This window comes from Geminicoccaceae bacterium, from assembly GCA_020638465.1.
GTDB lineage: Bacteria > Pseudomonadota > Alphaproteobacteria > Geminicoccales > Geminicoccaceae > JAGREO01.
Genome location: JACKIM010000001.1, coordinates 1051329 through 1076269 on the forward strand (window position 1 = coordinate 1051329; position 24941 = coordinate 1076269).

Genomic DNA, 24941 nt, shown 5'->3' on the forward strand with positions numbered 1-24941 from the left:
CTTGTTCGGATTTGATCGGTGCAATCAGGCTTCGGTATCGAGCATCTGCTCGACCGAACGCCGTGTCAGGTCGTGCTGGGTCTCGATGAACTTCTGGGTCTCCTGAAACGCCCGCAGCGTTTCCATCATGTCGGTCATTTCCAGAATTGCGTTCACGTTGGATGATTCGAGGTTCCCCTGGACGAACTGCGGATTTTCCACGGGGATGGCTGTCTGGGTCGTCTTGAAACTGTTGTGACCGGCGCGGTCCATGTCCTGTTCATCGGCGAAATTCACCAGCTGCAGCCGGCCGGCGATGCCGAGTTCGGTCGAGACCGTTCCATCGGCGGCGATGGTGATGGCACCACTGCCGGCCGGAATGGCGATGGCGGCACCGCCGTCGTCGAGGACGGGATCGCCATCGGCATTGACCAGTTCACCCAGACTGTTGAGCGAGAGATGACCATCCCGGGTATAGGTGACGCCCTGCGATGTGCCGACGGACAGGTAGCCCGGACCATCGATCGCGATATCGAGAGGATTTCCGGTCGTGGAAAGCTCTCCGGGCGAGAGGTCCCTCGTCCGGCCGTTGTCCTGAACAAAACCGATGTCGCCCGCCTTGTCTGCGTCGGTGATGAGCGCGTCGAAATTGACATGTTCGGCCTTGAAGCCGGTGCTGGCCATGTTGGCGATGTTGCCGGCGACCACTGTCATCTTGTTCTGCAACGCCATCTGGCGGCTCAAGGCGATGTAGGAAGTGTTTTCCATGGGAGTCCCGCTTGTGCTGCAGGACTTCAAGCAGGTTTCATGCCAACCGCGGCGACATGCCCTTCAACCGAAGATTTTCTTCCGGATCGGTCCGGAATGGCAGGAATTACCGGGCAGGAATTGCCGGGTGGGCACGTTCGTATCGGGTTTGAAAGGAAACGTTAACCATGTCCATGTTAGCAATCTCCGCGTTGCGGAAGAGATGCAAGGAGAGCGGTTATCATGGCCGAGGAAAACGGTGAGGAAGAAGATGGCGGGAAGAAGGGGGGCAAGCTCAAGCTGATCATCATTGCGGTTGCCGGCCTGCTCGTGCTTGGCGGTGGCGGGGGCGCTGCGGCTTACTTCCTTGGATTGTTCGGCGGCTCGCAGGAGGCGGCCGAAGCCCATGCCGGAGAAGACGCGGCCCACGGCGAGGAGGTTGCCGCGGATGCTCATGGTGAGGCGAAGGCCGATGAGGGGGGCGGACATGGCAAAGCCGCTGCCGAAGGTCATGGAGCTCCGGCCGAAGGTGGCGCGGAGGCAGGGGTGGTATTCGTCGACATGCCCGACGTCCTTGTGAATCTCCAGTCCAATTCCAGCCGCATGCGGTTTCTCAAGCTGCGGGTTGCGCTCGAAACCGAGAACACATCGGTCGCACAGAAGGTGCAGGCTCTGACGCCGCGGATCATGGACAGCTTCCAGATGTATCTGCGTGCATTGACGATCGACGAGATCAAGGGATCGACCGGCATGCAGAAGCTCAAGGAGGAGCTCATGGCGCGCATCAATCATGCCGTGGCACCCGAACGTATCGATGACCTGCTCGTCAAAGAGATGCTGGTCCAGTAACCGCAAGGTTGGGGTAGGTTTTCGATGGCTCCGGGCAACGATGAGGAAGGCGACGCAGTCGATCAGGATGCGATGGCGGCCGAATGGGCGGCCATGGCTGGCGCCGATGGCGAAGAGGGTGGCGAAGGCGAGGCCGGTGCCGGAGGTGAGGACGAACTCGCATCCAGCTGGGCAAGCGTGCTCCAGTCGGATGATCTCGGGTCTGCCAACACGGAAACTTCTGCCGATGAGGCAAGTTCGACCGGTCGGGAACTGAACCAGAACGAGATCGACAGCCTGCTGGGCTTCTCTGACGACAGTGCGCCCAAGGAACGCTCGGGCATTCTTGCCATCATCAATTCGAACGACATCAGTTACGAGCGTCTGCCGATGCTCGAAGTGGTGTTCGATCGGCTCGAACGGATGCTCACCACAAGTGTGCGCAATTTCACATCCGAGAATGTCGACATCAACCTGGAGAACATCACGGCCCAACGCTTCGGCGACTATCTCAACTCGGTACCGTTGCCGGCCCTGATCTCGGTCTTCAAGGCGGTGGAGTGGGATAACTTCGGTCTGATCACTGTCGATAGTCCGATGATTTATTCGATTGTTGATGTTCTGCTTGGTGGTCGAAGAGGCACGATCCCCATGCGTGTCGAGGGCCGGCCCTACACCACAATCGAAGCCTCTCTGGTCGAGCGGCTGATTCGCCTGATCCTCGCCGATCTGAGTTCGGCGTTTGCACCGATCACGCCCGTGCAGTTCCGCTTCGATCGCATGGAGACAAATCCACGGTTTGCGGCAATCGCCCGTCCGGGAAATGCCTGTGTGGTATTCAAACTTCGGATCGATGTGCAGGATCGTGGCGGAAGCGTGGAATTCCTCATCCCGTATGCCACTCTCGAACCCGCACGCGATCTCCTGTTGCAGATGTTCATGGGCGAGAAATTCGGCCGCGATTCCATCTGGGAAAACCATCTCGCACGCGAAATTCTCGTTACCGATGTCGACCTCGAAGCCGTCCTGGATGAACAACTGGTCACCTTGCACGACGTGACCCGCTGGGAGGTCGGCACGATCCTGCCGCTGAACGCGCGTGACAACAGTCAGGTAACGGTGCGCTGCGGCAATGTTCCCATGCTCAAGGGGCGCGTGGGCAAGATCGGCGATCACATGGCGATCGAAATCGAGGAAACACTACAACGATTGGGGCCACAACAGCGTGATTGAGAATATTACCCAAGGGTTGCTGGCGTGCCTGCTGCTGACGACAGTCATCTGGTGCATGGTCATCAATCGCCGACTTTCCCGACTTCGCAGCGACCAGAGCGAAATGCGCGAGTTGATCCTTGCCCTGAACGAGGCAACGCAGCTTGCCGAAAAGAGCATCATCGACATGCGGCGGGCGACGTTGAACGCCGAGCAGCGCGCGCGCGAACAGGAAGCGATGGTTGCGCGCCGGGCACAGGAATTGCGTGAGCTGATGGCGCGGTCAAGCCAGATTGCCATGAAGCTCGAAGCTGCCGGGGTACCGGGGGAACGCGGGCAGGCGAAGGCAGGACGTTCACCGGCACCGGGGATCGGCCAGTCCCGCAGGACCGCTGAATCCGCCCGGGCGCATGTTCAACCGGCTGAAGGGCTCTCCGAATTGCTCACCCGTCAGGAGATGCTGGCAGCACTTGAGCGGGTTCAATGATTGCGGGGCGCTTTCGTGAATGGATAGCCTTTACCAGGCCGGCGCCGGACACCGCCATTCTGGTGGCGACAGTGGTCGTGGCCATGCTGGTTCTGGCCCAGACCCTGTCCGGCTTCGTGTGGCCGGCAGCCCCACCTGTCGAAGAGCAGGCGGCAACGGAACCATCGCCTGTCGAAGCCGAGATGCAGGATGAAGAGCGGCCGGCGGCGCTCGATGACTGGTGGACAGCGGTCGAGCCCGCGGCCGGTGGGGATGCGGCGGTGCAGGAGGCTGACCGGGTCGCGAACCCCGATCGCGGGCTGCTTGAGCCGCGTGAGCGCACCCTGGATCTCTCATCGACCAAGGCTCTCGAAGATGTCGCTGTCGATCTGAAACGCAGGCGCGAGGCCATCGAGAAGCGCGAGGCTGACATGGCCATGCGCGAAGAGACCATGGTGGCAACCCGGGCGAAGCTGGACGAGCAGCTCGACCGCCTGGAGAAGCTGCGTCAGGAAATCGCCGGCATGATCAAGCAAGTCGAGGCCGACGAGGAGGCAAGATTGCAGCAACTGGTGACCGTCTACGAAAAGATGAAGGGAAAGGATGCTGCGGTCATCTTCGATCGTCTTGACCCCGAGGTGCTGCTGGGTGTCTCCGTGCGCATGCGCGAAGCCAAGCTCGCGGCGATCATGGCCAAGATGAACCCGGATCGCGCTCGTTATCTCACGACCGAACTCGCCAGACAGAAAAGCCTGCCGGTTCTCGGGCCATGACGTGACGGAATGTTCCGCATTGTTGTCGGTCAATATTCCATGTCATGGGGAAGGGTTCCATCTGACGGCAAATTGATCGACCCGCCTTGGCTTGTATACTCAGCCCCGATAATACGGTCCTGCATGGGCTTGCGTGGATAATTCGTTGATTCGGACGAATTTTCCTTCCATATCGGCCCAGCTACCGAAGAACTGGCGACAGCTTTGGACGATACGGATTGTCAGGATCCATGACCCGATCGGTGATCACGTTGCGCGAACTTGCGAAGGCGCTCGATCTGTCACCCACAACGGTGAGCCGTGCCCTCAATGGTTTCCCGGAAGTCAATGAAATGACCCGCAAGCGGGTGGAAAAGCTTGCGGGCGAACTCGGCTATCGTCCCAATCTGTCAGCCAAGCGCCTTGCGCATGGCGTTGTCGGCGCGATCGGTCTGGTCCTGCAAAAGGAAGACAAGGGTTTCATCGATCCGCTGCTGGCCGAGTTCCTCGACGGCGTGAGCGCACATCTGGCCACGCTGGACGTCGATCTCACGCTTTTCGCCAGCGGGCGCGGGGATGAGGTCGAGACCTATCGCCGGGCCATCGCGCAAAAGACCGTCGACGGTTTCATCGTCAGTGCTCCCTCGCTGGCCGATCCCCGGGTGATGGAACTGGCCCGCCAGCGATTTCCCTTCGTGTTGCACGGCCGGACCGATGTGAAGGCGCGATATTCCTATTACGACATCGACAATTTCGGCGGCTTCGAACAGGCAACGCGGTTGCTGCTCGGGTTCGGTCACCGCAATCTGGCCTTCATCGGGGGGACACCGGATGCACGCTTTGCAAGCGACCGCCTGTCGGGCACACGTTCCGCACTGGCCGCCGAAGGTCTGTCATTGCCTGCTGAAAACGTGTTTTACGGTCTCATGACCGAAAAACTGGGCCATGAGGCAGGTGGGCGCTATTTCGACATGCCTGCCGGTGAGCGACCGAGCGCCTTCCTGTGTCTCAGCCTTTATGTGGCGCTGGGACTGATGCGCGCGGGGCGGGAGCGGGGGCTGGCCTGTCCGCGGGACTATTCCCTCATCGTCCATGATGACCGGGCACCCTATCTGCGAGCCGAATTTTTCGATCCCCCGTTGACCGCATTGCAATCCTCGATCCGCGATGGAGGCATCCAGGTCGCCTCGATGCTGCTCGAGCGCGTGCGCGGCAATGCTGACGATGTGCGCGAGGTCGTGATGCCGGTCGAGTTGGTCCAGCGACGGTCTGTCAGCCGGGTACCCGCTACCTGAGGGATGGGGAGCCGTGTCGGCTTTTCGGGGTCCTTGGACATCATGATGGACCGGCTTCATTGTCCATCCGTCGATCGTCCGATTCTGGCGATTACCGGTTGTTGTGCGAGGTGGTCAGGCTGTTGCGCAGCAGGACCAGCGAGATCCGCCGATTGCGGGGATCGTTGGGAGCCTCGTCGAGCAGGTGGTCGCTGTCGGCCTTGCCAACGACCTCGGCTATGCGCGAAGGATCGAGACCGGAGGACACGAGGGCGGAACGGGTGGCATTGGCCCGCGCTGACGATAATCGCCAATTGTCATTGTCGACACCGGGAGCAAATGGCGTCGAATCGGTATGTCCTCGAATCGACAGCTTTTGCGGCAGGTTCCTGATCGCCTGAACGACCACGTCGATGAGTTTCTTCGTGTGGTCGAACATTTGTGCGCTGCCAGCGGGGAACATCGCTGTCTGCGCCTGATCGACAATCTGGATGCGAAGTCCGTCTTCGGTCTGGTCGATCATGAGACTGTCGGCATATTCCGCCAGTTCGGGCTTGCTGTTGAGCTGCTGTATGATGGCCGCGCGAGCCGTATCGAACTGCTCGTCCTCGCGTCGCTGGGCCGCTGCAGCCATCGCCTCTTCGCTGGCAAGACCGCTCAGATCCTGATCCATCGTCAACGACGAGGAGGAGAAATCCATCTCGAAGTGGTCGGCATCCTGATCCGCCTGGTTCGGCTGGGCCATGTTGTCCATGCTGAATGGCGACACGGGGGCGGTGACCACGATCTGCGGGCTGGTGATCGAGGTGCCGTCGAGGAAACCGCCAATACCACCGGGTTCGCCGGAGTTCTGATCGGCTTCGCTGAAATACTGGGCAAGACCCTTGAGGGTCTCCTCGCTGGCGGAACTGAGAAGCCAGAGCATGAGGAAAAACGCCATCATCGCCGTCACGAAGTCGGCATAGGCAACTTTCCAGGCACCGCCGTGATGGCCGTGGCCACCTTCCTCGATGACCTTCTTGATGATGATCGGAGCCTGCTGGTTCGACATGGTTCAATCACCCTGCGAGAGGATCGGCAGGCAGCTCGTTGAGAACCTCGTCCAGTTCATGGAAGCTGGGCTGAAGTTCGGACGGGACGTTGCCACGGGCGAGTTCCACGGCGATCGGCGCCGAATGTCCCTGCAGGTAGGCGACCAGACATTCGCGGATGATGTAATAGAACTGACCATCCTGCTCATAGCATTGGTTGAGGCGGGCGGTCATCGGACCGATAAAGCCATAGGCCAGATAGACCCCCATGAAGGTACCGACGAGAGCGCCGCCGATCATGCCGCCCAGAACCTCCACCGGCTGGTCGATCGCGCCCATCGTCTTCACGATGCCGAGCACGGCGGCGACGATGCCGAGTGCCGGCAGGCCGTCGGCGATGTTCTGAAGTGCTGCACCGCGGGCATGGAGCTCGTTGTGATGCTTCTTCAGCTGTCGCTGCATGCAGTCTTCGACCTGATAGGGATCGTCCATGCTCATGGTCATCATGCGCAGCGTGTCGGCGATGAAATCGAGTGCGAAATGGTCGTGCTGGATCTTGGGAAACTTGGAGAAGAGCGTACTCTCGTGGGGATTGTCGAGATGCGGTTCCAGAACGAGAACGCCCTTGGTCTTCAGCAGCTTGATGATCATGTACATCAGGGACAACAGATCGCGATAGTCGTCCTTCTTCCATTTCGGGCCGCTGAAGACATGCTTCAGGTCGCCGAGGGCTCCCTTGAGCACACCTCCACCATTGGCGATGAAGAACGTGCCGACAGCCGCTCCGCCAATCATCATCAACTCGAAGGGCATGGCCTTGATGATGATGCCGAACTTGCCACCGGCCAGAAAATAGCCGCCGAAAACGAGGCCGATAACGCAGAGTATGCCAATGATGGCGAGCATGCCGATCCCAACTCGAACAACCGTTTGAACCGGTTATACGGGGTGGTGGTTAACAATCGGTAAGTGGAGAAAGCGAACGAAACGCCGCGAGCCTGGCGGCAAGGCGATCCCGTCCGTCAGTCGCGCGTGGAATGGCGCAGCAATCGCTGCTTTTCACGTTGCCAGTCGCGATCCTTCTGGGTTGCGCGCTTGTCGTATTCCTTCTTGCCGCGCGCCACGCCCAGTTCGCACTTGGCGAAGCCACGCTTGTTGAAATAGAGCGAAAGCGGGACGATTGTCATGCCCTTGCGCTGCACGGCGCCGAAGAGGGAAGCCATTTCGCGTCGTTTGAGCAGCAATTTGCGAGGTCGCCGCGTCTCATGATTGAACCGGTTTCCACCATGAAACTCGGGGATGTATGCGTTGAACAGATACAGCTCACCGCCCATCTCGCCGGCGTGGGCCTCGTTGATGGTTGCGCGTCCTTCGCGAAGCGACTTCACTTCCGTGCCCGTCAGAACCAGGCCGGCTTCATGTCGCTCCTCGATGAAATAATCGTGAAATGCCCGTCGATTTCTCGCAATGTCGCGAAAACGCGGCTTTTCCTTGCTCATTGATGGAAAACCTTCGGGCGTGGTGCCGGATTCAGTTCAGGAGCCCGGCATGGATCATGGCTGCGTCAACACGGGCCTTGCATGCATCGCTCGCCGGAACCATCGGCAGGCGCAGTTCATTGCTGCAGCGATCAAGTCGACTGACGGCATATTTGATCGGGCCGGGACTGGTTTCGGAGAACAGGGCGTTGTGAAGCGGCAACAATCTGCGCTGGATGGCGAGCGCCTCGTCATGTCGCCCTTCCTGCCATGCCGTATGCATCTGCGAGCACAACCGCGGCGCGACATTGGCCGTCACCGAGATGGCGCCGCCGCCGCCATGCGCCAGGAACGCGATCACGTTTCCGTCCTCGCCGGTGAGCTGGCAGAAATCCGCACCGCACGCGGCATGGGTTTCCAGCGGTCGGACGATATCGCCCGACGAGTCCTTCACACCGGCGATCCGGGGTAATGCGGCTAATTTTCCCATTGTTTCCGGCGACATATCGATAACCGAACGTCCCGGGATGTTGTATATGATGATGGGTATGTCGGTTGCATCGTGGATGGCCTGGTAATGCGCAAAGAGGCCCGCCTGCGTGGGTTTGTTGTAGTAAGGGGTTACAACGAGAGCGGCATCGGCTCCGGCATGCTCGGCATGCCGGGTCAGCCGGATGGCCTCCGCTGTCGAGTTCGAGCCCGTTCCGGCGATGACCGGCCTGCGGCCGTTGACCACCTCGATGGTTACCTCGATGACACGGTCGTGCTCGTCATGCGACAGGGTCGGGCTTTCCCCGGTCGTTCCCGTCGGCACGAAGCCATGGGTTCCCTCGGCAATGTGCCACTCAACCAGGTCACGAAGCGCGGCTTCATCGACCGAGCCGTTGCGGAAGGGCGTGATAAGCGCCACAATCGAACCACGGAACATCTTGTTCCACCCTAAGTGTTGATCATGATCATCGTTCGTCGCACCATAGTGGCCGCTTATTCGCGCGGCAAGGCGGCAACACCGCTGAAATTCCCCTCAGACACACCAATGAGCCCGATTGACCGAGCTTTGACCAAATCCTGCTGGCCCGCCCTGGTAATCCTGTCGATGCTGAGTGGTTCGGTTGCCCACGCCGAACCGCGCGTCGATGTGGATGCCCACCATCTGCATCGTGCCCTTTCGGCCCTGTCCTCCGGAGACGGAGGGCTAGCCATGCGCCACGCGGAGATGATCTCCAATCCCGCCGCGGCCGAATACGTCCGATGGCGCCTCCTGCTCGATCAGGAGGTCGACCACTCCATCGGGGATTATGCCGATTTCATCGAGCGCCACCCTTACTGGCCGCGTCTCGACCGGATCCAGGTGCGCATGGAGGAATCCATGAGCCTGGATGGCAATGAGAAGGCGGCTCAGCGGGTGCTGGATACGCGCGGCCCGCTGCTCGGTGACGGAACCGTGGCGCTGGCAGTCGTCTGGGAGAAGGCGGGGCGGGCAGACAAGGCGCGGGACATGATCCGCCATCTCTGGCGGACCGGGGTCGTGCGTGACAGCCTTGAGGATATTATTCTGTCCCGGTTCGGTGATGATCTGCGCACCGAGGACCACGAGGCCCGTCTCGACTTCCTGCTTTGGGAGCGCCATCTCTCGGCGGCCCGGCGAATGTTGCGGCTCGTTCCCGACGGATATCGCCGGCTCGCCGAGGCCCGCATGAAGTTGCAGCTCATGGACGCAGGTGTCGATGCCGCCATCAACCGCGTGCCCCGCCAGTATCGCGACGATCCGGGCCTGACCTTCGACCGGCTGCGTTGGCGCAGGCGGAAGGGCCGCGACAACGACGCGCGGGCCATGCTCATGCATCCGCCGGCGGATCTTGTGCGACCCGAGGTCTGGTGGACCGAGCGTTCCTATCAGATTCGCGAGCTCATGGCGGAAAAGCGCTATGATTCCGCCTTCCGCCTGGCTCGCCTGCATGGTCAGACGGATGGGCTGCCCTTTGCCGAGGCGGAATGGCTGGCGGGCTGGCTGGCACTGCGATTTGCCGGCAAGCCGCAGGAGGCGCTCACCCGTTTCTCCAATCTGGCGGCGAAAGTCTCTACACCGATAAGTTCGTCTCGTGCCGCCTATTGGGCGGGCAGGGCGGCCTTCGCTACCGGCGACAAGGCTGCGGCGAAGGACTGGTACGGTCGTGCCGCGGTGTTCGCGACCACCTTCTATGGCCAGGAGGCCGCCATCGAGCTGGGGCGCGAGCAGCCACTCATCAACATCGGCACGCAGGCCGCCGATCATCCTCCCACCAGTGACATCCGCGAGCTGCTCGAAATCGGTCGCATGCTCTGTCATGCCGATGCCCCCCTTTATGCGCTGGCGTTCTGGCAGAAGATCCTCGAACTTCAGCCGGATGATCCGATCATCGCCCTGCGTGAGGCCGCCAGTTGCGGTCGCCCGGATCTGACCATCCGCCTGGGCAAGCGGGCTGTGCGGTCCGATCTGCTGGACCCGATCGCCACCTATCCGGTCGTTCAGGTTCCGACCCTGCTGGACCCTCCGCGAAATGGCCCACCGTCCGCGCTGATGCTGGCGATCGCCCGGCAGGAGAGTCATTTCAACACGGACGCGCTCAGTGTGGCAGGGGCGATGGGCCTCATGCAGTTGATGCCATCCACGGCCCGCCATGTCGCAAGGATCAACAATCTGCCCTTCGTTCCGGCAAGGCTCACGACCGACCCCGACTACAATGCCCTGCTCGCCGCACATTTCCTCAAGGGATTGCTGCGGCAATACGGGAACTCGAATGAAATGGTTGCCGCCGCCTACAATGCGGGGCCCAACCGTGTCCGTCGCTGGGTCGAGGAGTTCGGCGATCCGCGCGGGATGAGTGAACACGATCGTATCGACTGGATCGAGAAGATCCCCTTCAGCGAAACCCGCAATTATGTCCAGCGGGTCGTCGAGGGCTTCCGGGTCTATCACCGGTTGCTCAAGGAAGGGGGCGGCTGGAAAATCAGTCCGGTCGTCGATCGCGGCCCCATGGTGCCGCCACCCGTACCCGGGGCGAAGCCGGGCGACTCCTGAAGGTGCGCGCCGTATTCAAGGCCATGTACACCTGTGTCTTTGTTGCGTGGATACCTGTCGCCCGGTTGCAACAGTGCACATGGCGCGCAGGATGGCGTGCGGGTCGTCGAGCGGCTGCCCGTCATGACCCTGTGGGCACTTGCACCGGTTCCGGGACTGCTTCACGATGACAGGTGGAAACCCTGCTGAAAGCTGACACCATGTTGCCCGTAACATTCGACGATGTTCTCGACGCTGCCGCACGCCTCGAAGGTCAGGCGGTCGTAACGCCCCTGCTGGAAGATCCGTTCCTGAATGAACGGGCCGGAGGCCGGTTGCTGGTCAAGGCCGAACCGCTGCAACGCACCGGCTCGTTCAAATTCCGCGGTGCGTTCAACAGGATTTCCACGGTCGCCGAACCATCGGTGGTGGCCTTTTCGTCGGGCAATCATGCGCAAGGGGTTGCCCTCGCCGCCAGACTGCTGGGTAAGACCGCAACCATCATCATGCCGTCGGATGCACCGCGTATCAAGCAGGAGAACACACGGGCGTACGGAGCCGGATTGCGAACCTACGACCGATATCATGAGGTGCGGGAGGCTATCGGCGAGGATATTTCCCGTGAAACCGGGGCTGTCCTCGTCAAGCCCTATGACGACCCGCACGTCATTGCCGGGCAGGGGACCGTCGGGCTGGAGATGGCGCGGCAGGCTCGTGATCTGGGCGTGGAGCCGGACGCTGCGATTGTCTGTGCCGGTGGGGGAGGGCTCACCGCCGGTTGCGCCATAGCGCTCACCCATGCCTTTCCCGACATTGCCGTTCATACCAGCGAACCTGCGGGTTACGACGACCACCGGCGCTCGCTTGAATCTGGCCATCGTGAAAAGGTCGACGGGTCGGCACATTCCATCTGCGATGCACTTCTCGCTCCCATGCCCGGTGAACTGACCTTCGCGATCAACAGCAGGCTGGTCCGCTCCGGCTATGCCGTGAGCGACGACGAGGTTCGCATGGCGATGCGTCTGGCCTTCGATCGCCTGAAGGTCGTGGTCGAACCGGGCGGTGCCGTGGCCCTTGCCGCCGCCTTGTCGGGCAGGCATGACTGCAGGGGCCGCGTTACACTTGTCGTCCTGTCGGGCGGCAATGTCGATCCGGACCTCTATCGCACCTGTCTGGTCGAACAGTCCTGCTGACCTTCGGGTCAGTGACGCGGCTGGCCGTCAGGCAACGCCAGGCTTGCGGACGGCCTCGCCTCCCAGCTCCAGCAGCACGATTTCAGGCGGCACGCCGATGCGTACCGGTATGCCCGTACATCCCAGTCCGGCAGATACGATCAGGTGGCGATCATCTTCGACGATGTGGCCGTAACGGTAACGTTGGCCGTAGCGTGACGGGACGAATGGCGCATATCCGGCGATGGCGATCTGCCCGCCATGGGTATGTCCGCTCAGGGTAATCGAAAACCGGTCGGAGACTTTCGGGAAAATGTCGGGTTCATGGGCCAGCAGGATTGCCGGCGCGTCATCGGTGATGCTTGCCACCGTGGCCGGGAGGTCGTCCACACCTTCATAACCTCCCTTGTTGTCGGGAAATGCGAGCTGGTCGCCGAGGCCGGCGACCCAGAAGGGGTGGCCGTCCTTTTCCAGCCGAACCGCGTCATTCTCCAGTGAGGTAATGCCCACCTTGCCCATTTCCTTCTGGATCACCAAGGGACCCTTTCGGGTCTTGGGGGCAAAGGTGTCGGCCCACCAGTCATGATTCCCCATGACTGCAATGGTGCCAAGCGGCGACCTGAACTCCGCGCACATCTCCGCCACGGCGCGAAAGCTGTATTCCCTGTAATTGATGCTCAGGCCCGACGCGTAATCCCCGAGCAGGAACACGATGTCCGGTTTGAGCGCATTGGTGCGGGCGATGATGCGGCGAAACCAGCGGCCGGGCATGAATGGCTTGTTGAGGTGAGGGTCGGCAATGATCGCCGCGCGCAATTGCAGTTCTTTCGGCCAGCGCGGCAGATCCGGTGCGTATCGTTTCACATGAAGCCGCAGAAACGGCTCCACCAATGTACCGTATGTCCCCATCACCAGACCGGGAATGGCAATCCCGGCCAGGACCTGCCGACGGGTCAGACCGGACCCGGATCGCTCAGGTCCGGCCTTTCGCTTGCCTGACAAGACTTCAGGCGTCGATCAGCATGCGCTGGGGGTCCTCGATGCATTGCTTGACCCGCACGAGGAAACTCACCGCTTCCTTGCCGTCGATGATCCGGTGATCGTAGGAGAGTGCGAGATACATCATCGGCCGCGCCTTGATCTCGCCACTGGGCATGACCATCGCCCGCTGGACGATATTATGCATTCCGAGAATGCCCACCTGAGGCGGATTGAGGATCGGCGTGGACATCATCGAACCGAAGATGCCGCCATTGGTGATGGTGAAGGTGCCGCCGTTCAGCTCCTCCATGGAGAGCTTGCCGTCGCGGGCGCGCGTGCCGAGATCGGCGATACTCTCCTCGATGCCTGCGAGACCGAGCCTGTCGGCACCCCGTACCACCGGCACCACCAGCCCCGATGACGAGCTGACGGCCACGCCGATATCATAGAAATGCTTGTAGACGATCTCGTCTCCGTCGATTTCCGCGTTGACTGCGGGATAAGCCCGCAGCGCATCCACACAGGCCTTGACGAAGAATGACATGAAACCCAGCTTGATGCCGTGTTTCTTGACGAAACTGTCCTGATATCGGGAACGGAGTTCCATCACCGCAGTCATGTCCACCTCGTTGAAGGTGGTCAGCATGGCTGCCGTGTTCTGTGCTTCCTTGAGGCGTTCGGCGATGCGCTTGCGCAGGCGGGTCATCTTCACCCGATCCTCGCGCCCGCCACCTGAGACAACCGGGGCCGCGGCCTTGCCGGAGGCGCTGGTTGCCGCGGGGGAAGCCGATGCCTGCAGCACATCACCCTTGGTCACGTTCCCCTTGGGGCCGGTTCCGGACACCTTCGCCAGATCGACGCCCTTTTCGTCGGCAATCTTGCGTGCCGCCGGGCCGACGCCGCCCGAGGAGGATGACGCCGCGGAACTTTCCGCCCCGGCGGCCGTTGCCGGCTCGGGTTCAGGGGCTGGAGCGGGTGCTGCGGCCCCGGCGGCCCCCTCCTTGATCCGTCCGAGCAGGGCGCCGACCTCGACGTCGGAACCCTCCTCGACCAGGATTTCCTCGATCATCCCCGCAACGGGCGAGGGCACCTCAAGGCTGACCTTGTCGGTCTCCAGCTCGACAACGGGCTCGTCGACGGCAACGGCGTCACCGGCTTTCTTCATCCACCGGGCCACCGTCGCTTCGGTCACCGATTCACCGAGGGTGGGTACCTTGATCTCGACACTCATGCTGCGCTCTCCTCGAAGGCCGGTGCCCGGGTCACAGGCCGAAGCCAAATTAAAGTGTATAGGCGTCGTTCACGAGCTTTTCCTGCTCGCGGACATGCTGGGCATGGAAACCGGTGGCAGGGGAGGCTGCAGCCTTGCGCCCGGCATAGACCAACCGGTCCTGTGATGCTCCGATGTTCTTCATGACCTGTTCGATGAGCGGCGCCACGAAGAACCATGCACCCATGTTGTGGGGTTCCTCCTGGCACCACACGAAACGGGCATTGCGCGGGAACCGTGAAAGTTCCTCCGTCAGCACCTTCTCGGGGAATGGCGCGATCTGTTCCAGTCGCAGCAGGGTAACCTTGTCATTCAGTCCGAGGTCCTCCTTTGCCTGCAACAGGTCATAGTAGACCTTCCCGGTGCAGAGCACGACCCGCTCGATGGCGGCATCGGCCGGCCCGGGCGGGGTATCCCACATCACCCGGTGGAAGCTCGTGCCCGGCGCCATGTCGGCGAGGCTGGACACGCAGCGCTTGTGCCGCAACAGCGATTTCGGCGTCATGACGATGAGCGGCTTGCGGAAACTGCGATGCAGCTGCCGCCGCAGCATATGGAAGAGATTGGCCGGCGTGCTCGGATAACAGACCTGGATGTTATCCTCGGCGAACAGCTGGAGGAACCGTTCGAGGCGGGCCGAACTGTGCTCGGGGCCCTGACCTTCATATCCGTGCGGCAGCTGGCAGACCAGGCCGCAGAAACGCTGCCACTTCTTTTCGCCAGCGGAAATGAACTGGTCGAAATAGACCTGCGCGCCATTGGCAAAGTCGCCGAACTGCGCCTCCCATATGGTGAGGCAGTTGGGATCGGCGAGGCTGTAGCCATATTCGAAGCCGAGTACGCCCTCTTCGGAGAGAAAGCTGTCGATCACCTCGATATGCGCCTGCTTTTCGGCAAGGTTCAGCAGTGGAAAGTACTTTTCCTCGGTCTTCTGGTCATAGATCGCGGCATGCCGGTGAGAGAAGGTGCCGCGTCCGACATCCTGGCCGGAGAGGCGAACCGGATAACCCTCGGCAAGCAGGGTGGCAAAGGCGAGATGCTCACCGGTTGCCCAGTCGATCCCCTCGCCGTCCTCGATAGCTTTGCGCCGCTGGCCAATCACCCGCTTCAGTCTCGGGTGCACATTCAGGGTCTCCGGAAGGGCCGTCATGATCAGGCCGAGTTCGCGCAGGCGCTCGACCTCGCAAGCCGTGCTCCCGCGCTCGTAGTCGATCGGTGGCGGCTTGAGACCCGACCATGCGCCTTCCAGCCAGTCGGTCTTGTTCTTCTTGTAGCTGCCGGCGGCGTCATGGGCGGCATCGAGCTGCTTGTTGAAACTGTCCACCAGCTCCTGGCCAAACCCCTTGGGCACGATGCCACCATCTTCCAGCCGGCGCGCATAGACCTGCCGTACGGTCGGATGCTGGGCGATGCGCTTGTACATCAAGGGTTGGGTGAAACTCGGCTCATCGCCTTCGTTGTGACCGTGGCGGCGATAGCACCACATGTCGATGACCACGTCCTTCTTGAACTTCTGTCGAAATTCCACCGCCAGTCGCGCAACCTGCGTGACTGCGACAGGATCATCGCCATTGACATGGAAAATCGGGCATTGCACACCACGCGCCGTATCGGACGGGTAGGGCGAGGTACGGGCATAGGCCGGGCTGGTCGTGAAGCCGATCTGGTTGTTCACGATGAGGTGGATGGTCCCGCCAACGCGATATCCCTTGAGCTCGGACATCTCCAGGCACTCATGGACCACGCCCTGACCCGCGAAGGCGGCATCGCCATGCAGGAGGACGCCCATGACCCGGGCGCGCTCGGTGTCACCCTTCTGCTGCTGTTTCGCGCGGACCTTGCCCATGACGACCGGGTTCACCGCCTCAAGATGCGATGGATTGGCCGTCAGCGAAAGGTGGATCTGCCGGCCATCGGGAAGCACGCGATCGGTGGAAGTCCCCAGATGGTACTTGACGTCACCCGATCCGAGAACATCGTCGGTCACCACGCCACCCTGAAATTCGGAGAAGATCGCCGAATAGGGCTTGCCCATGACATTGGCCAGGACGTTCAGCCGGCCGCGATGCGGCATGCCGACGACGATTTCCTCGATACCCAGCTCCGCCGAGGCACGGATCATCGTCTCCAGTGCCGGAATGGCGCTTTCTCCGCCATCGAGCCCGAAACGCTTGGTGCCCGGAAACTTGACGTGGAGAAACTGCTCAAATCCTTCTGTTTCGGTCAGATGTTCGAGGATTTCCCGTTTTTCATCCGGAGCCGCGTCGAAGGTCCCCCCGGCATTCTCGATGGTCTGCTGGATCCAGCTTTTCTGGTCGGGATCCTGAATATGCAGGAATTCGATGCCAACCGTACCACTGTATGTTTTCTTGACCACTTCGAGAACATGCCGGAGTGTAGCCTGTTCCAGTCCCAGTACGTAGTCGAGGTAGAACTCGCGGTCGAGATCGGCATCCGTGAAACCGTAGGAGTGGTAGTCGAGTTCGGGGTGCTCGTCCTTCATGGCGAGCCCCAGGGGATCGAGCTTCGATGCCAGATGGCCGCGCACGCGATAGGCGCGTATCAGCATGATGACGCGCAGATGGTCGCGAATGATCGACCGTAACTCGGAACTGTCGCCAATCCGGCCCAGGCTGACCGGCACATTGGCATTGGCGGCGTCCGCCATGTCGCCATGCCGTGGAAGCAGCGCGGCGCGAGCCTGTTCGAACAGTGCGCGGTCACCGGCGTCGAGGGTATCGAAATATACCCTCCAGCTCTCGTCAACCGATGCCGGATCGTCGATGTAGCGGGCAAACAGGTCCTCGATGAACGAACTGTTTCCACCGTACAGGAAGGAGGTTTGTTCCAGATCGCGTCGTTTAGCCATTGTCCCCGCCATATTCGGCCCGCGTCGCTTGATTGCGATGCGCGACGCGGGCGTTCTACAACATTGTCAAAAAGAAATCGCTCAAGAACCTGCGCCGAGGGCCTCGACCATCGCCTCTCCGATATGGGCAGGGCTCTTCGCGATTGTAATACCGGCGGAACGCATGGCCTCGATCTTTTCCTCGGCACCGCCCTTGCCGCCCGAGATGATGGCCCCCGCATGGCCCATGCGGCGGCCGGGGGGAGCCGTACGACCGGCAATGAAGCCGGCGACCGGCTTTTTCGTCCTGGCCTGCTTGAGGAAGTCGGCGGCATCCTCTTCGGCGCTGCCGCCGATCTCGCCGATCATGATGATGCCTTCGGTCGCGTCATCGCCGAGGAACATGTCGAGTGCATCGATGAACTCGGTACCCTTGACCGGATCGCCGCCGATGCCGATGCATGTGGTCTGGCCCAGGCCGGTGACCGTCGTCTGTGCAACCGCCTCGTAGGTCAGGGTGCCGGAGCGCGAGACAATGCCGATCCTGCCGACCTTGTGGATATGGCCGGGCATGATGCCGATCTTGCACTGGCCGGGGGTGATGACACCGGGGCAGTTCGGGCCGACCAGCCGAGTGGACGAACCGTCCAGCGCCCGGCGGACCTTCACCATGTCCAGTACCGGGATTCCCTCGGTAATACATACGACCAGCGGTATTTCCGCGTCGATGGCCTCGAGGATGGCATCGGCCGCGAATGCGGCCGGGACGTAGATCACCGAGGCATCGGCACCCGTTGCCGAGCGTGCATCGGCGACCGTATCGAATACCGGGAGGCCCAGATGCGTCTCACCGCCCTTGCCGGGGGTCACGCCGCCCACCATCTTTGTGCCGTAGGCAATCGCCTGCTCGCTATGGAAGGTCCCCTGGGCGCCGGTAAATCCCTGACAGATCACCTTCGTGTTGCGGTCGATCATCACGGACATCAGCCAGCACTCCCAACGGCATCGACAATCTTGCGGGCAGCATCGGAAAGGTCATCCGCTGCGGTGATGGACAGGCCCGAATTGGCAAGGATCTCCTTGCCCTGCTCGACATTCGTGCCTTCGAGACGAACCACCAGCGGTACGGTAAGGTTGACCTCGCGAGCCGCGGCGACAACGCCCTCCGCGATGACATCGCAACGCATGATGCCACCGAAGATGTTGACCAGCACACCCTCGACATTCGGATCGGACAGGAGCAGCTTGAACGCCGCAGTCACCCGTTCCTTGGTGGCACCGCCACCGACGTCGAGGAAGTTGGCGGGTTCGCCGCCATAGAGCTTGATGATGTCCATGGTGGCCATGGCGAGACCGGCGCCATTGACCATGCAGGCGATATTGCCATCGAGCTTGATGTAGTTCAGCTCGTGACGGCTGGCTTCGATCTCCTGCGGATCCTCTTCGTCGAGGTCGCGCAGGTCGACGATCTTCTGCTGGCGGTAGAGTGCGTTCGAATCGAAGTTCATCTTCGCATCGAGAGCGATGATGTCGCCGCCCTTGGTGACAACCAGCGGGTTGATTTCCACGAGGCTGGCATCACGCTCGATCATGCAGCGATAGAGGCCAGCCATGAAGGCCACGGCCTTCCTGATCTCGCCCCCCTTGAGGCCGAGACCGAAGGCCAGCTTGCGGCCGTGGAAGGCCTGAAAGCCCGTGGCCGGATCGATGGCGACCATGAGGATCTTTTCCGGGGTCCGGGCGGCGACCTCCTCGATCTCGACACCGCCTTCGGTGGAGGCCATGAAGGTCACGCGGCTGGTCGCCCGATCAATCACCGCGCCGAGATAGAGCTCGCGGCCGATGTCGCAGCCGTCCTCGATATAGACACGCTTGACCACCCGTCCCGCAGGTCCGGTCTGGTGGGTGACCAGTGTCATGCCGAGCATGTCATCGGCAAGCTGACGAACCTCTTCGACGGATTTCGCCAGCTTGACACCACCGCCCTTGCCGCGCCCGCCCGCGTGGATCTGTGCCTTGACGACCCATACCGGGCCACCGAGCTCGCGTGCAGCCTTCTCGGCCTCCTCCGGAGTGTAGGCAACCGACCCGCGCAGGGTGGCGACGCCGTAGTCCCTCAGCAGGCCCTTCGCCTGATATTCATGGATATTCATCAGAGGTTCACCGCATCGCAAAGGCCCTGGACAGACGCTACCGACTTGTCGAAAGCCGTCTTCTCGTCACTGTTCAGCTCGATCTCGACGACCTTTTCGACACCGCCCGCCCCGATGACGACCGGTACGCCGACATACAGACCGTTGACGCCGTACTCGCCGTTGAGCTGCGCGGCACATGGCAGTACCCGGCGCTGATCCTTGAGATAGCTTTCCGCCATGGCTATGGCGGATGATGCCGGTGCATAGAACGCGGAACCGGTCTTGAGCAGGCCCACGATCTCCGCACCGCCATCGCGCGTCCGCTGGACGATCGAGTCAAGCCGCTCCTGCGTCGTCCAGCCCATCTTCACCAGGTCGGGCAGGGGAATGCCGGCAACGGTCGAATAACGCACGAGCGGGACCATCGAGTCGCCATGGCCGCCAAGCACGAAAGCCGTCACATCCTCGACGGAAACCTTGAACTCATCGGCGAGGAAGTAGCGGAAGCGCGCGCTGTCGAGGACACCGGCCATGCCGACAACCTTGTTGGCGGGAAGGCCGCTGGCCTTCTGCATCGCCCAGACCATGGCATCGAGCGGGTTGGTGATGACGATGACGAACGCGTCCGGGCAATTTTCCCTGATTCCGCCGGCGACGCTCTTGATGACATTGGCATTGGTCGCGATCAGGTCGTCACGGCTCATGCCCGGCTTGCGCGGGATACCGGCCGTGACAATCACGACGTCTGCCCCGGCAATGCCGGAGTAATCGGAGGTGCCGGACATGCTGGCGTTGAAGCCCTCGACCGGCGAGCTCTCCACGAGGTCGAGTGCCTTGCCTTGGGGGACACCGTCGACGATGTCGAAGAGCACGACATCGCCGAGCTCCTTGAGGCCTACGAGGTGAGCAAGCGTTCCGCCGATCTGGCCAGCCCCGATAAGGGCAATCTTGTTCCGAGCCATGCGATCACAGTGCCTTTTGAGTCTGGAGGAGTCTCAGGTGCGAGCACCAATCTGTCTACCGATCCTGTAAGCGCGCATCAAGCGCGCTGCGTCAAGCTGCACGTACCCCTCCGGGTGAATGGCGTGACGGCCGCATGGCCTGCCTCATGCCGGTGCAAGGCATGTTCATGCGGCCATTCCCGTCCTTTCCGGCCCGATAAAACGCAATCGGGCCGGTACCTTGCGGTACCGGCCCAGTATGACGCAGGTCTGCGCGGAGCGTTCAGCTTACCGCATTGTTGTCCTGGAACGTGGTGATCGACAGCGGATCGGTGGACCCATCCACACCTACCGGATTGGTCAGGTCGAAGATGGTCACCATCCGGTGAGCGGATCCTTCGCCGTCGAGATCCACACTGACGGTGATGTCGTTGTTGCCGCCATTGCCATCGAGGTTTGCGGCGGCGAGCTGGATGTACTTGCTGACATCCGACTTTGTCGGATCGAAGGATGAACCTTCGAACAGGATATCCAGCCCGAGCGAATCACCCTCATCGGCATTGAAGTCGACGATGTGATCGGTGCCGTCGCTGAGCCCCGTGTAGCGGAATTCGTCCGCACCCGAACCGCCTTTCAGCTTGTCCTGGCCCGGCCCGCCATTGAGGATATCGTTGCCGATGGATCCCCACAGGGTATCGTTGTCCTCACCGCCATCGATGAAGTCGTTGCCGCTGCGACCGTTGATGAAATCATCCCCGCTGCGTCCCGAGATGGCGTCGTCGCCATCCGAAAGCAGGATCTCGCCATCATTGCTGATGCCATGGAGCGAGTCGTCGTCACCGGTCCCGGCCATCAGATGGTCGGTCACGTCAATGGTCGTCCGGGCGGTGTTGCTGGTGTTCCCGTCCGTATCGGTCACCCGGGCGGCAATCGTCCGTTCCCCGGCTTCGGCCTGGTCGCCGGTGAACTCGATACCGACGGCGCTCATCACCTTCTCGTAATTGGCGATGGTGTCGACACCATGGAACTTGAGCTGCTGGTCGGACAGGACGTCGACCTTGATCTTGGTGCCGTAGAGCGCACTCTCAGCCAGAACCAGCTTGTCGCCGTCGAAGTTCGACGTGAGATACACCGTACCTCCCGACATCTGGGCGCTGTCCGCATCCGTGATGTCGGCACCGAGGCCGGCCGTGGCATCCGGACCGATCCAGACGACATTCTTCTCCGTCACGGAACCGAAGCGGACGGCGTAGACATCGTCGTTGAAATCGTTGTCCTTGGTCGCCCTCGAGTCATCCTCGAAACCGAAGACCAACGAGCCCGTCGCGTCATCCCAGCCGGATACGACATGACCTTCACCGTCCGGGTTGAGCGCGTTGTTGTTGGCCGTGTGCTGACTGTCGTCGGTCCCGAACAGGGCGGATTGCTGCAACTCGACCCTCGTGCCGTCGTCGCTGACGTGGACAAGCACCGGTGGCGTTCCGTCGGTGTTCCTCGCCGCTTCTCCGGTATCCGGATTGATCAGCTCGAAGTGGCCTTCCTTGAAGAAGTCCGGGTTGATCTGACGCCCGCCGTCATTGACGATGAAGAAGTTGATCTGCGTACCTTCCTCGTAGGTACCCAGCGAAACTTCCGTTCCCAGCGGCATGCTGGGATACTTGTTCGAATACAGGTCCCCCGTCTCGTTCGTGTACGGGAAGACGGGGCGGATGTTGATGATCGACCCGTCCGCGCCGATCTCGTGAACGAACAGCGAATCGATCGACCGGGACGATTCGTCGACGAATCGTACGAAGACCTCGCGGGTCTGATCGAGGGTGAGAATGTTCTGGTCGATGCCGTTGATGGCGTCGTCCGGAATGGTTTCCCCCTCGCCCGTGATGGGGAGGACCGGTGTGGACGGTGGATTGTAGCCGACGCTTTCCTCGGCCAGGGTCCCCTCGATGTGACCGCGCAGCGAGAGCGAGGGAGCCTCGGTCTCGGGCGTCACCGGCGGGGGCGGCGAAACGGGAGGAGGCGATACCGGCGGTGGTGAAACGGGCGGTGGCGACACCGGCGGCGGTGAAACAGGGGGAGGCGATACCGGTGGTGGTGACACTGGAGGAGGCGGCGAAACGGGAGGAGGCGATATCGGCCCCCCTCCATCCGCCGTGTCCCGGCCGCCATCGGGATCAACCGTCGTTGAGACGAACTGCACACTGCGGGACATTTCCGTGGGACCCAGGGGTCCTTCCGGATCGAGTCCGGTTCCGATCCCGCCCGGATCATAGGGATCAAACGATGCCCCGCCGCCTGTCTTTGCGCCTCCGGCCTCAGGTCCGGCCGCGGGCTCCGTGTCCTGGCCCTGGTCGTTCTCGGCCATGTAGGCTTCGGCCTGCCGGAGCAGGTCGGCGGCAAGCACCGGGTTTCCGCCCAGCAATCCGAGCGTGTTGAGCTCACCGGCGGCGATGAAGAAATTCTGGAGGGTCAGCACGCCGCCATTGGCGAGCGTGATCGTCAGGTCGCTGCCGTCGATCGCATATGTGGCGAACTGGGGATTGAACTGGGGATCCACCAGCCGGACGTCCGAGCCGTCGGGAATCAGCACGGTGATCCGCATGCCCTCGCCGGGAACTTCGTATTCACCGGGAATTTCGATGACATTGCGCGGTGCCGTGACGGCAGCACCATCCTGCTCGGCCTCGTTGACAACCTCTTCGGAGATCAGCTCCTGCGGAGCCGCTCCCTCCGCAGGTGTGGCCTGCGCCACAACAATGTGGTCATCCGTCGAAGGCTCCGCTATGACGCGCGGCGAAACCTGCTCCTGCATGCATGCACTCCTGGATCCAAGGCGACTATGTGATGGCAGACAGCTTGCGCCTTATCTTTAACTCAAGCTTAACCTATCGGTGGGATTAATGCTCCTCAATCGTAAAGCGGCCACTGGATGAATATTATGGTGCGTGTTGCACGCAACGCGACCGAGGAGCGATCCGAATGATACGCAAGACGATGCGGATCGGGGAGGTGAGGACCTCGATCAAACTGGAAAGTGAATTCTGGGACTATCTCAAGGAGGTCGCAGAGAGCCGGGAGATGCGTCTTTCGGCGCTTGTCAACGAAGTTGCACAGGCCACGCCCGACCGGACGAACCTCGCGTCCACGTTGAGAACTTTCGCGCTCGTCCATGCGCGGCTGCGCTGCCAGACCTTGCAGAGGGAACTCGACAAGCTGTCGCTCGCAGGCAACACGCAGGACCTTGTCCGGGTCATGGAAGCCTGTCCGCTGCCCTGCCTGGTGCTCGACGGCGACCGGTGTATCCGCCAGATCAACCGTGCTTTTGCCTTTTGGTTGAATGTGGATTCCAAGGCAACGCTGGGACAGCGTCTTGACAATATCATGATACTGCGCGGTCCCGGCATGAAGGAGATGTGGAACAATCTGCTCGATGGCCGCATGGCGCGGGCAGGTTTCAATGCGACCTACGTTTCTCCCGGAAAGGTGCGGACCTCGCAGGCCATGGCAGTGGCGCTGTCGGCGACCAGCTCCGATCCCGGCCGCCGCGGCTGCATCGTCCTGTTCGAGACTCTCGCCGGCCGCAACTGACGTTACTTCCCCTCGCGGTGAACTGACCGGTTCGTCCCCCCATTCATCCGATCCCCCAGTGCCTTCCGTGTTGTCGTGCGGACGTTGCCGTCCCGCACCGGCATCGCCGGGGTAAACGGACCACTTGTCGGGAACGTCTCCGCGTGGCAGGGACTCGGCCTGCACATGGGAACGGGGAGGAAGGACCGATGAACTACAGGAAACTGGGCCGCAGCGGATTGAAGGTGTCGCCGCTCTGTCTCGGGACGATGATGTTCGGCGGGCAGACGTCCGAGGACGTCTCCAGGCGGGTCATCGAGGTCGCTCGCGATGCCGGCATCAACTTCATCGACACCGCCGACGTGTACAATGAAGGGCGTTCGGAGGAGATCACCGGTCGCGCCATCGCCCGCGAACGGGACTCGTGGGTCCTCGCCACCAAGCTGTGCAACGTCATGGGGAGCGGACCCAACGAGGGCGGCCTGTCCCGGAAATGGGTCATGCAGGCATGCGAGGACAGTCTCCGGCGACTCGGGACCGACTACATCGACATCTACTACCTCCACAAGGAGGACCACGACACGCCGCTGGCCGAGACCGTTTCGGCGCTGGCCGATCTCGTGCGGCAGGGCAAGGTCCGCTATGTCGGCCTGTCCAACTATCGCGCCTGGCGGATCGCCGAGATCTGTCATTTGTGCGATCGGGCCGGAATCGACCGCCCGGTGGTCCTGCAGCCCTACTACAACATCATGAATCGCATGCCGGAGGTGGAGTTGCTGCCCGCCTGCGGCTTCTACGGGCTTGGTGTCGTGCCCTATTCCCCGCTCGCGCGCGGCGTCCTCACCGGCAAGTATGCGCCGGGGCAGGCGCCGGCCGAAGGAACGCGGGCAGCCCGGCAGGACACCCGCATGATGCAGACCGAATGGCGCGAGGAAAGCCTGGTCATCGCCCAGAGGCTGAAGGCCCGGGCCGAGGAGAAGGGCTGCACCGCCGGGCAGTTCGCCGTCGCCTGGGTGCTCAACAATCGCCTGATCACCAGTCCCATCGCCGGACCGCGCACGCTGGATCAGATGAAGGACTATCTGGGAGCACTGGACGTCGCCTTCACCGCCGAGGACGAGGCGCTGGTCGACGGTCTGGTCACCACCGGGCACCCGTCGACCCCGGGATACAACGACCCGGCCTATCCTCTCGAAGGCCGGCTGCCGCATGCCGGCTGAGGC

The 24941-nt window shown here is 61.7% G+C and carries 21 protein-coding genes; 9 read left to right on the forward strand and 12 right to left on the reverse strand.

What is annotated here, in order from left to right; translation table 11 throughout:
- Positions 1-24 precede the first annotated feature (24 nt).
- Entirely contained in the window at positions 25-747 is a 723-nt protein-coding gene (gene flgF, locus H6851_04965) for a flagellar basal-body rod protein FlgF (protein ID MCB9942955.1), read from the reverse strand.
- 222 nt (positions 748-969) lie between these two features.
- On the opposite strand from flgF, the gene H6851_04970 reads away from it, so the two are divergent.
- The 5 genes from H6851_04970 to H6851_04990 all read left to right on the forward strand — a co-directional run bounded on the left by H6851_04970 (position 970) and on the right by H6851_04990 (position 5279).
- Positions 970-1575, forward strand: coding sequence for a flagellar basal body-associated FliL family protein (locus tag H6851_04970; protein MCB9942956.1), 606 nt, complete (start codon positions 970-972; stop codon positions 1573-1575).
- Positions 1576-1599: 24 nt separating this feature from the next.
- On the forward strand, positions 1600-2787 hold the full coding sequence (gene fliM / locus H6851_04975) for a flagellar motor switch protein FliM (GenBank protein MCB9942957.1): 1188 nt from the start codon (positions 1600-1602) through the stop codon (positions 2785-2787).
- Complete coding sequence (locus tag H6851_04980) at positions 2780-3253, forward strand: hypothetical protein (protein MCB9942958.1); 474 nt, start codon at positions 2780-2782, stop codon at positions 3251-3253. Before fliM ends, H6851_04980 begins: the two co-directional genes overlap by 8 nt.
- Positions 3250-4005 carry a hypothetical protein gene (locus tag H6851_04985; protein ID MCB9942959.1) on the forward strand — a complete coding sequence of 252 codons (756 nt, stop codon included), beginning with the start codon at positions 3250-3252 and terminating at the stop codon, positions 4003-4005. Before H6851_04980 ends, H6851_04985 begins: the two co-directional genes overlap by 4 nt.
- A gap of 230 nt (positions 4006-4235) precedes the next feature.
- Entirely contained in the window at positions 4236-5279 is a 1044-nt protein-coding gene (locus H6851_04990; GenBank protein MCB9942960.1) for a substrate-binding domain-containing protein, read from the forward strand.
- A 91-nt stretch (positions 5280-5370) separates the two neighbouring features.
- Here H6851_04990 and H6851_04995 read toward each other — a convergent pair whose 3' ends face one another.
- The 4 genes from H6851_04995 to H6851_05010 form a co-directional block, all read right to left on the reverse strand.
- Positions 5371-6309, reverse strand: coding sequence for an OmpA family protein (locus H6851_04995; GenBank protein ID MCB9942961.1), 939 nt, complete (start codon positions 6307-6309; stop codon positions 5371-5373).
- A 7-nt stretch (positions 6310-6316) separates the two neighbouring features.
- Positions 6317-7195, reverse strand: a complete 879-nt coding sequence (motA, locus tag H6851_05000; protein ID MCB9942962.1) for a flagellar motor stator protein MotA — start codon at positions 7193-7195, stop codon at positions 6317-6319.
- Between the two features lie 116 nt (positions 7196-7311).
- Positions 7312-7788, reverse strand: a complete 477-nt coding sequence (gene smpB, locus H6851_05005) for an SsrA-binding protein SmpB (GenBank protein ID MCB9942963.1) — start codon at positions 7786-7788, stop codon at positions 7312-7314.
- 31 nt (positions 7789-7819) lie between these two features.
- Positions 7820-8695: a 4-hydroxy-tetrahydrodipicolinate synthase gene (locus H6851_05010; GenBank protein MCB9942964.1), complete on the reverse strand. Its 876-nt coding sequence runs from the start codon at positions 8693-8695 to the stop codon at positions 7820-7822.
- A 168-nt stretch (positions 8696-8863) separates the two neighbouring features.
- On the opposite strand from H6851_05010, the gene H6851_05015 reads away from it, so the two are divergent.
- The gene (locus H6851_05015) at positions 8864-10828 is read left to right on the forward strand and encodes a lytic transglycosylase domain-containing protein (GenBank protein MCB9942965.1); all 1965 of its coding nucleotides are present in this window, start codon (positions 8864-8866) and stop codon (positions 10826-10828) included.
- A gap of 200 nt (positions 10829-11028) precedes the next feature.
- Positions 11029-12000 carry a threonine/serine dehydratase gene (locus H6851_05020; protein MCB9942966.1) on the forward strand — a complete coding sequence of 324 codons (972 nt, stop codon included), beginning with the start codon at positions 11029-11031 and terminating at the stop codon, positions 11998-12000.
- A 27-nt stretch (positions 12001-12027) separates the two neighbouring features.
- Here the strand turns inward: H6851_05020 and H6851_05025 are convergent, their stop codons facing one another.
- The 7 genes from H6851_05025 to H6851_05055 all read right to left on the reverse strand — a co-directional run bounded on the left by H6851_05025 (position 12028) and on the right by H6851_05055 (position 22963).
- The gene (locus H6851_05025) at positions 12028-12888 is read right to left on the reverse strand and encodes a metallophosphoesterase (protein ID MCB9942967.1); all 861 of its coding nucleotides are present in this window, start codon (positions 12886-12888) and stop codon (positions 12028-12030) included.
- Positions 12889-12985: 97 nt separating this feature from the next.
- Entirely contained in the window at positions 12986-14191 is a 1206-nt protein-coding gene (gene odhB, locus H6851_05030) for a 2-oxoglutarate dehydrogenase complex dihydrolipoyllysine-residue succinyltransferase (GenBank protein ID MCB9942968.1), read from the reverse strand.
- Between the two features lie 49 nt (positions 14192-14240).
- Entirely contained in the window at positions 14241-17099 is a 2859-nt protein-coding gene (locus tag H6851_05035) for a 2-oxoglutarate dehydrogenase E1 component (GenBank protein ID MCB9942969.1), read from the reverse strand.
- Between the two features lie 81 nt (positions 17100-17180).
- Positions 17181-18062: a succinate--CoA ligase subunit alpha gene (sucD, locus tag H6851_05040; protein MCB9942970.1), complete on the reverse strand. Its 882-nt coding sequence runs from the start codon at positions 18060-18062 to the stop codon at positions 17181-17183.
- The gene (gene sucC / locus H6851_05045; GenBank protein MCB9942971.1) at positions 18062-19231 is read right to left on the reverse strand and encodes an ADP-forming succinate--CoA ligase subunit beta; all 1170 of its coding nucleotides are present in this window, start codon (positions 19229-19231) and stop codon (positions 18062-18064) included. Before sucC ends, sucD begins: the two co-directional genes overlap by 1 nt.
- Complete coding sequence (gene mdh, locus H6851_05050) at positions 19231-20175, reverse strand: malate dehydrogenase (protein MCB9942972.1); 945 nt, start codon at positions 20173-20175, stop codon at positions 19231-19233. Before mdh ends, sucC begins: the two co-directional genes overlap by 1 nt.
- A 262-nt stretch (positions 20176-20437) precedes the next feature.
- A complete protein-coding gene (locus H6851_05055; protein MCB9942973.1) occupies positions 20438-22963 on the reverse strand; it encodes a type I secretion C-terminal target domain-containing protein in 2526 nt (841 codons plus the stop codon).
- 167 nt (positions 22964-23130) lie between these two features.
- Between H6851_05055 and H6851_05060 the strand changes: the two genes are divergently transcribed.
- Positions 23131-23739 carry a ribbon-helix-helix domain-containing protein gene (locus H6851_05060; protein ID MCB9942974.1) on the forward strand — a complete coding sequence of 203 codons (609 nt, stop codon included), beginning with the start codon at positions 23131-23133 and terminating at the stop codon, positions 23737-23739.
- A 188-nt stretch (positions 23740-23927) separates the two neighbouring features.
- Complete coding sequence (locus tag H6851_05065; GenBank protein ID MCB9942975.1) at positions 23928-24938, forward strand: aldo/keto reductase; 1011 nt, start codon at positions 23928-23930, stop codon at positions 24936-24938.
- Positions 24939-24941: the final 3 nt, after the last annotated feature.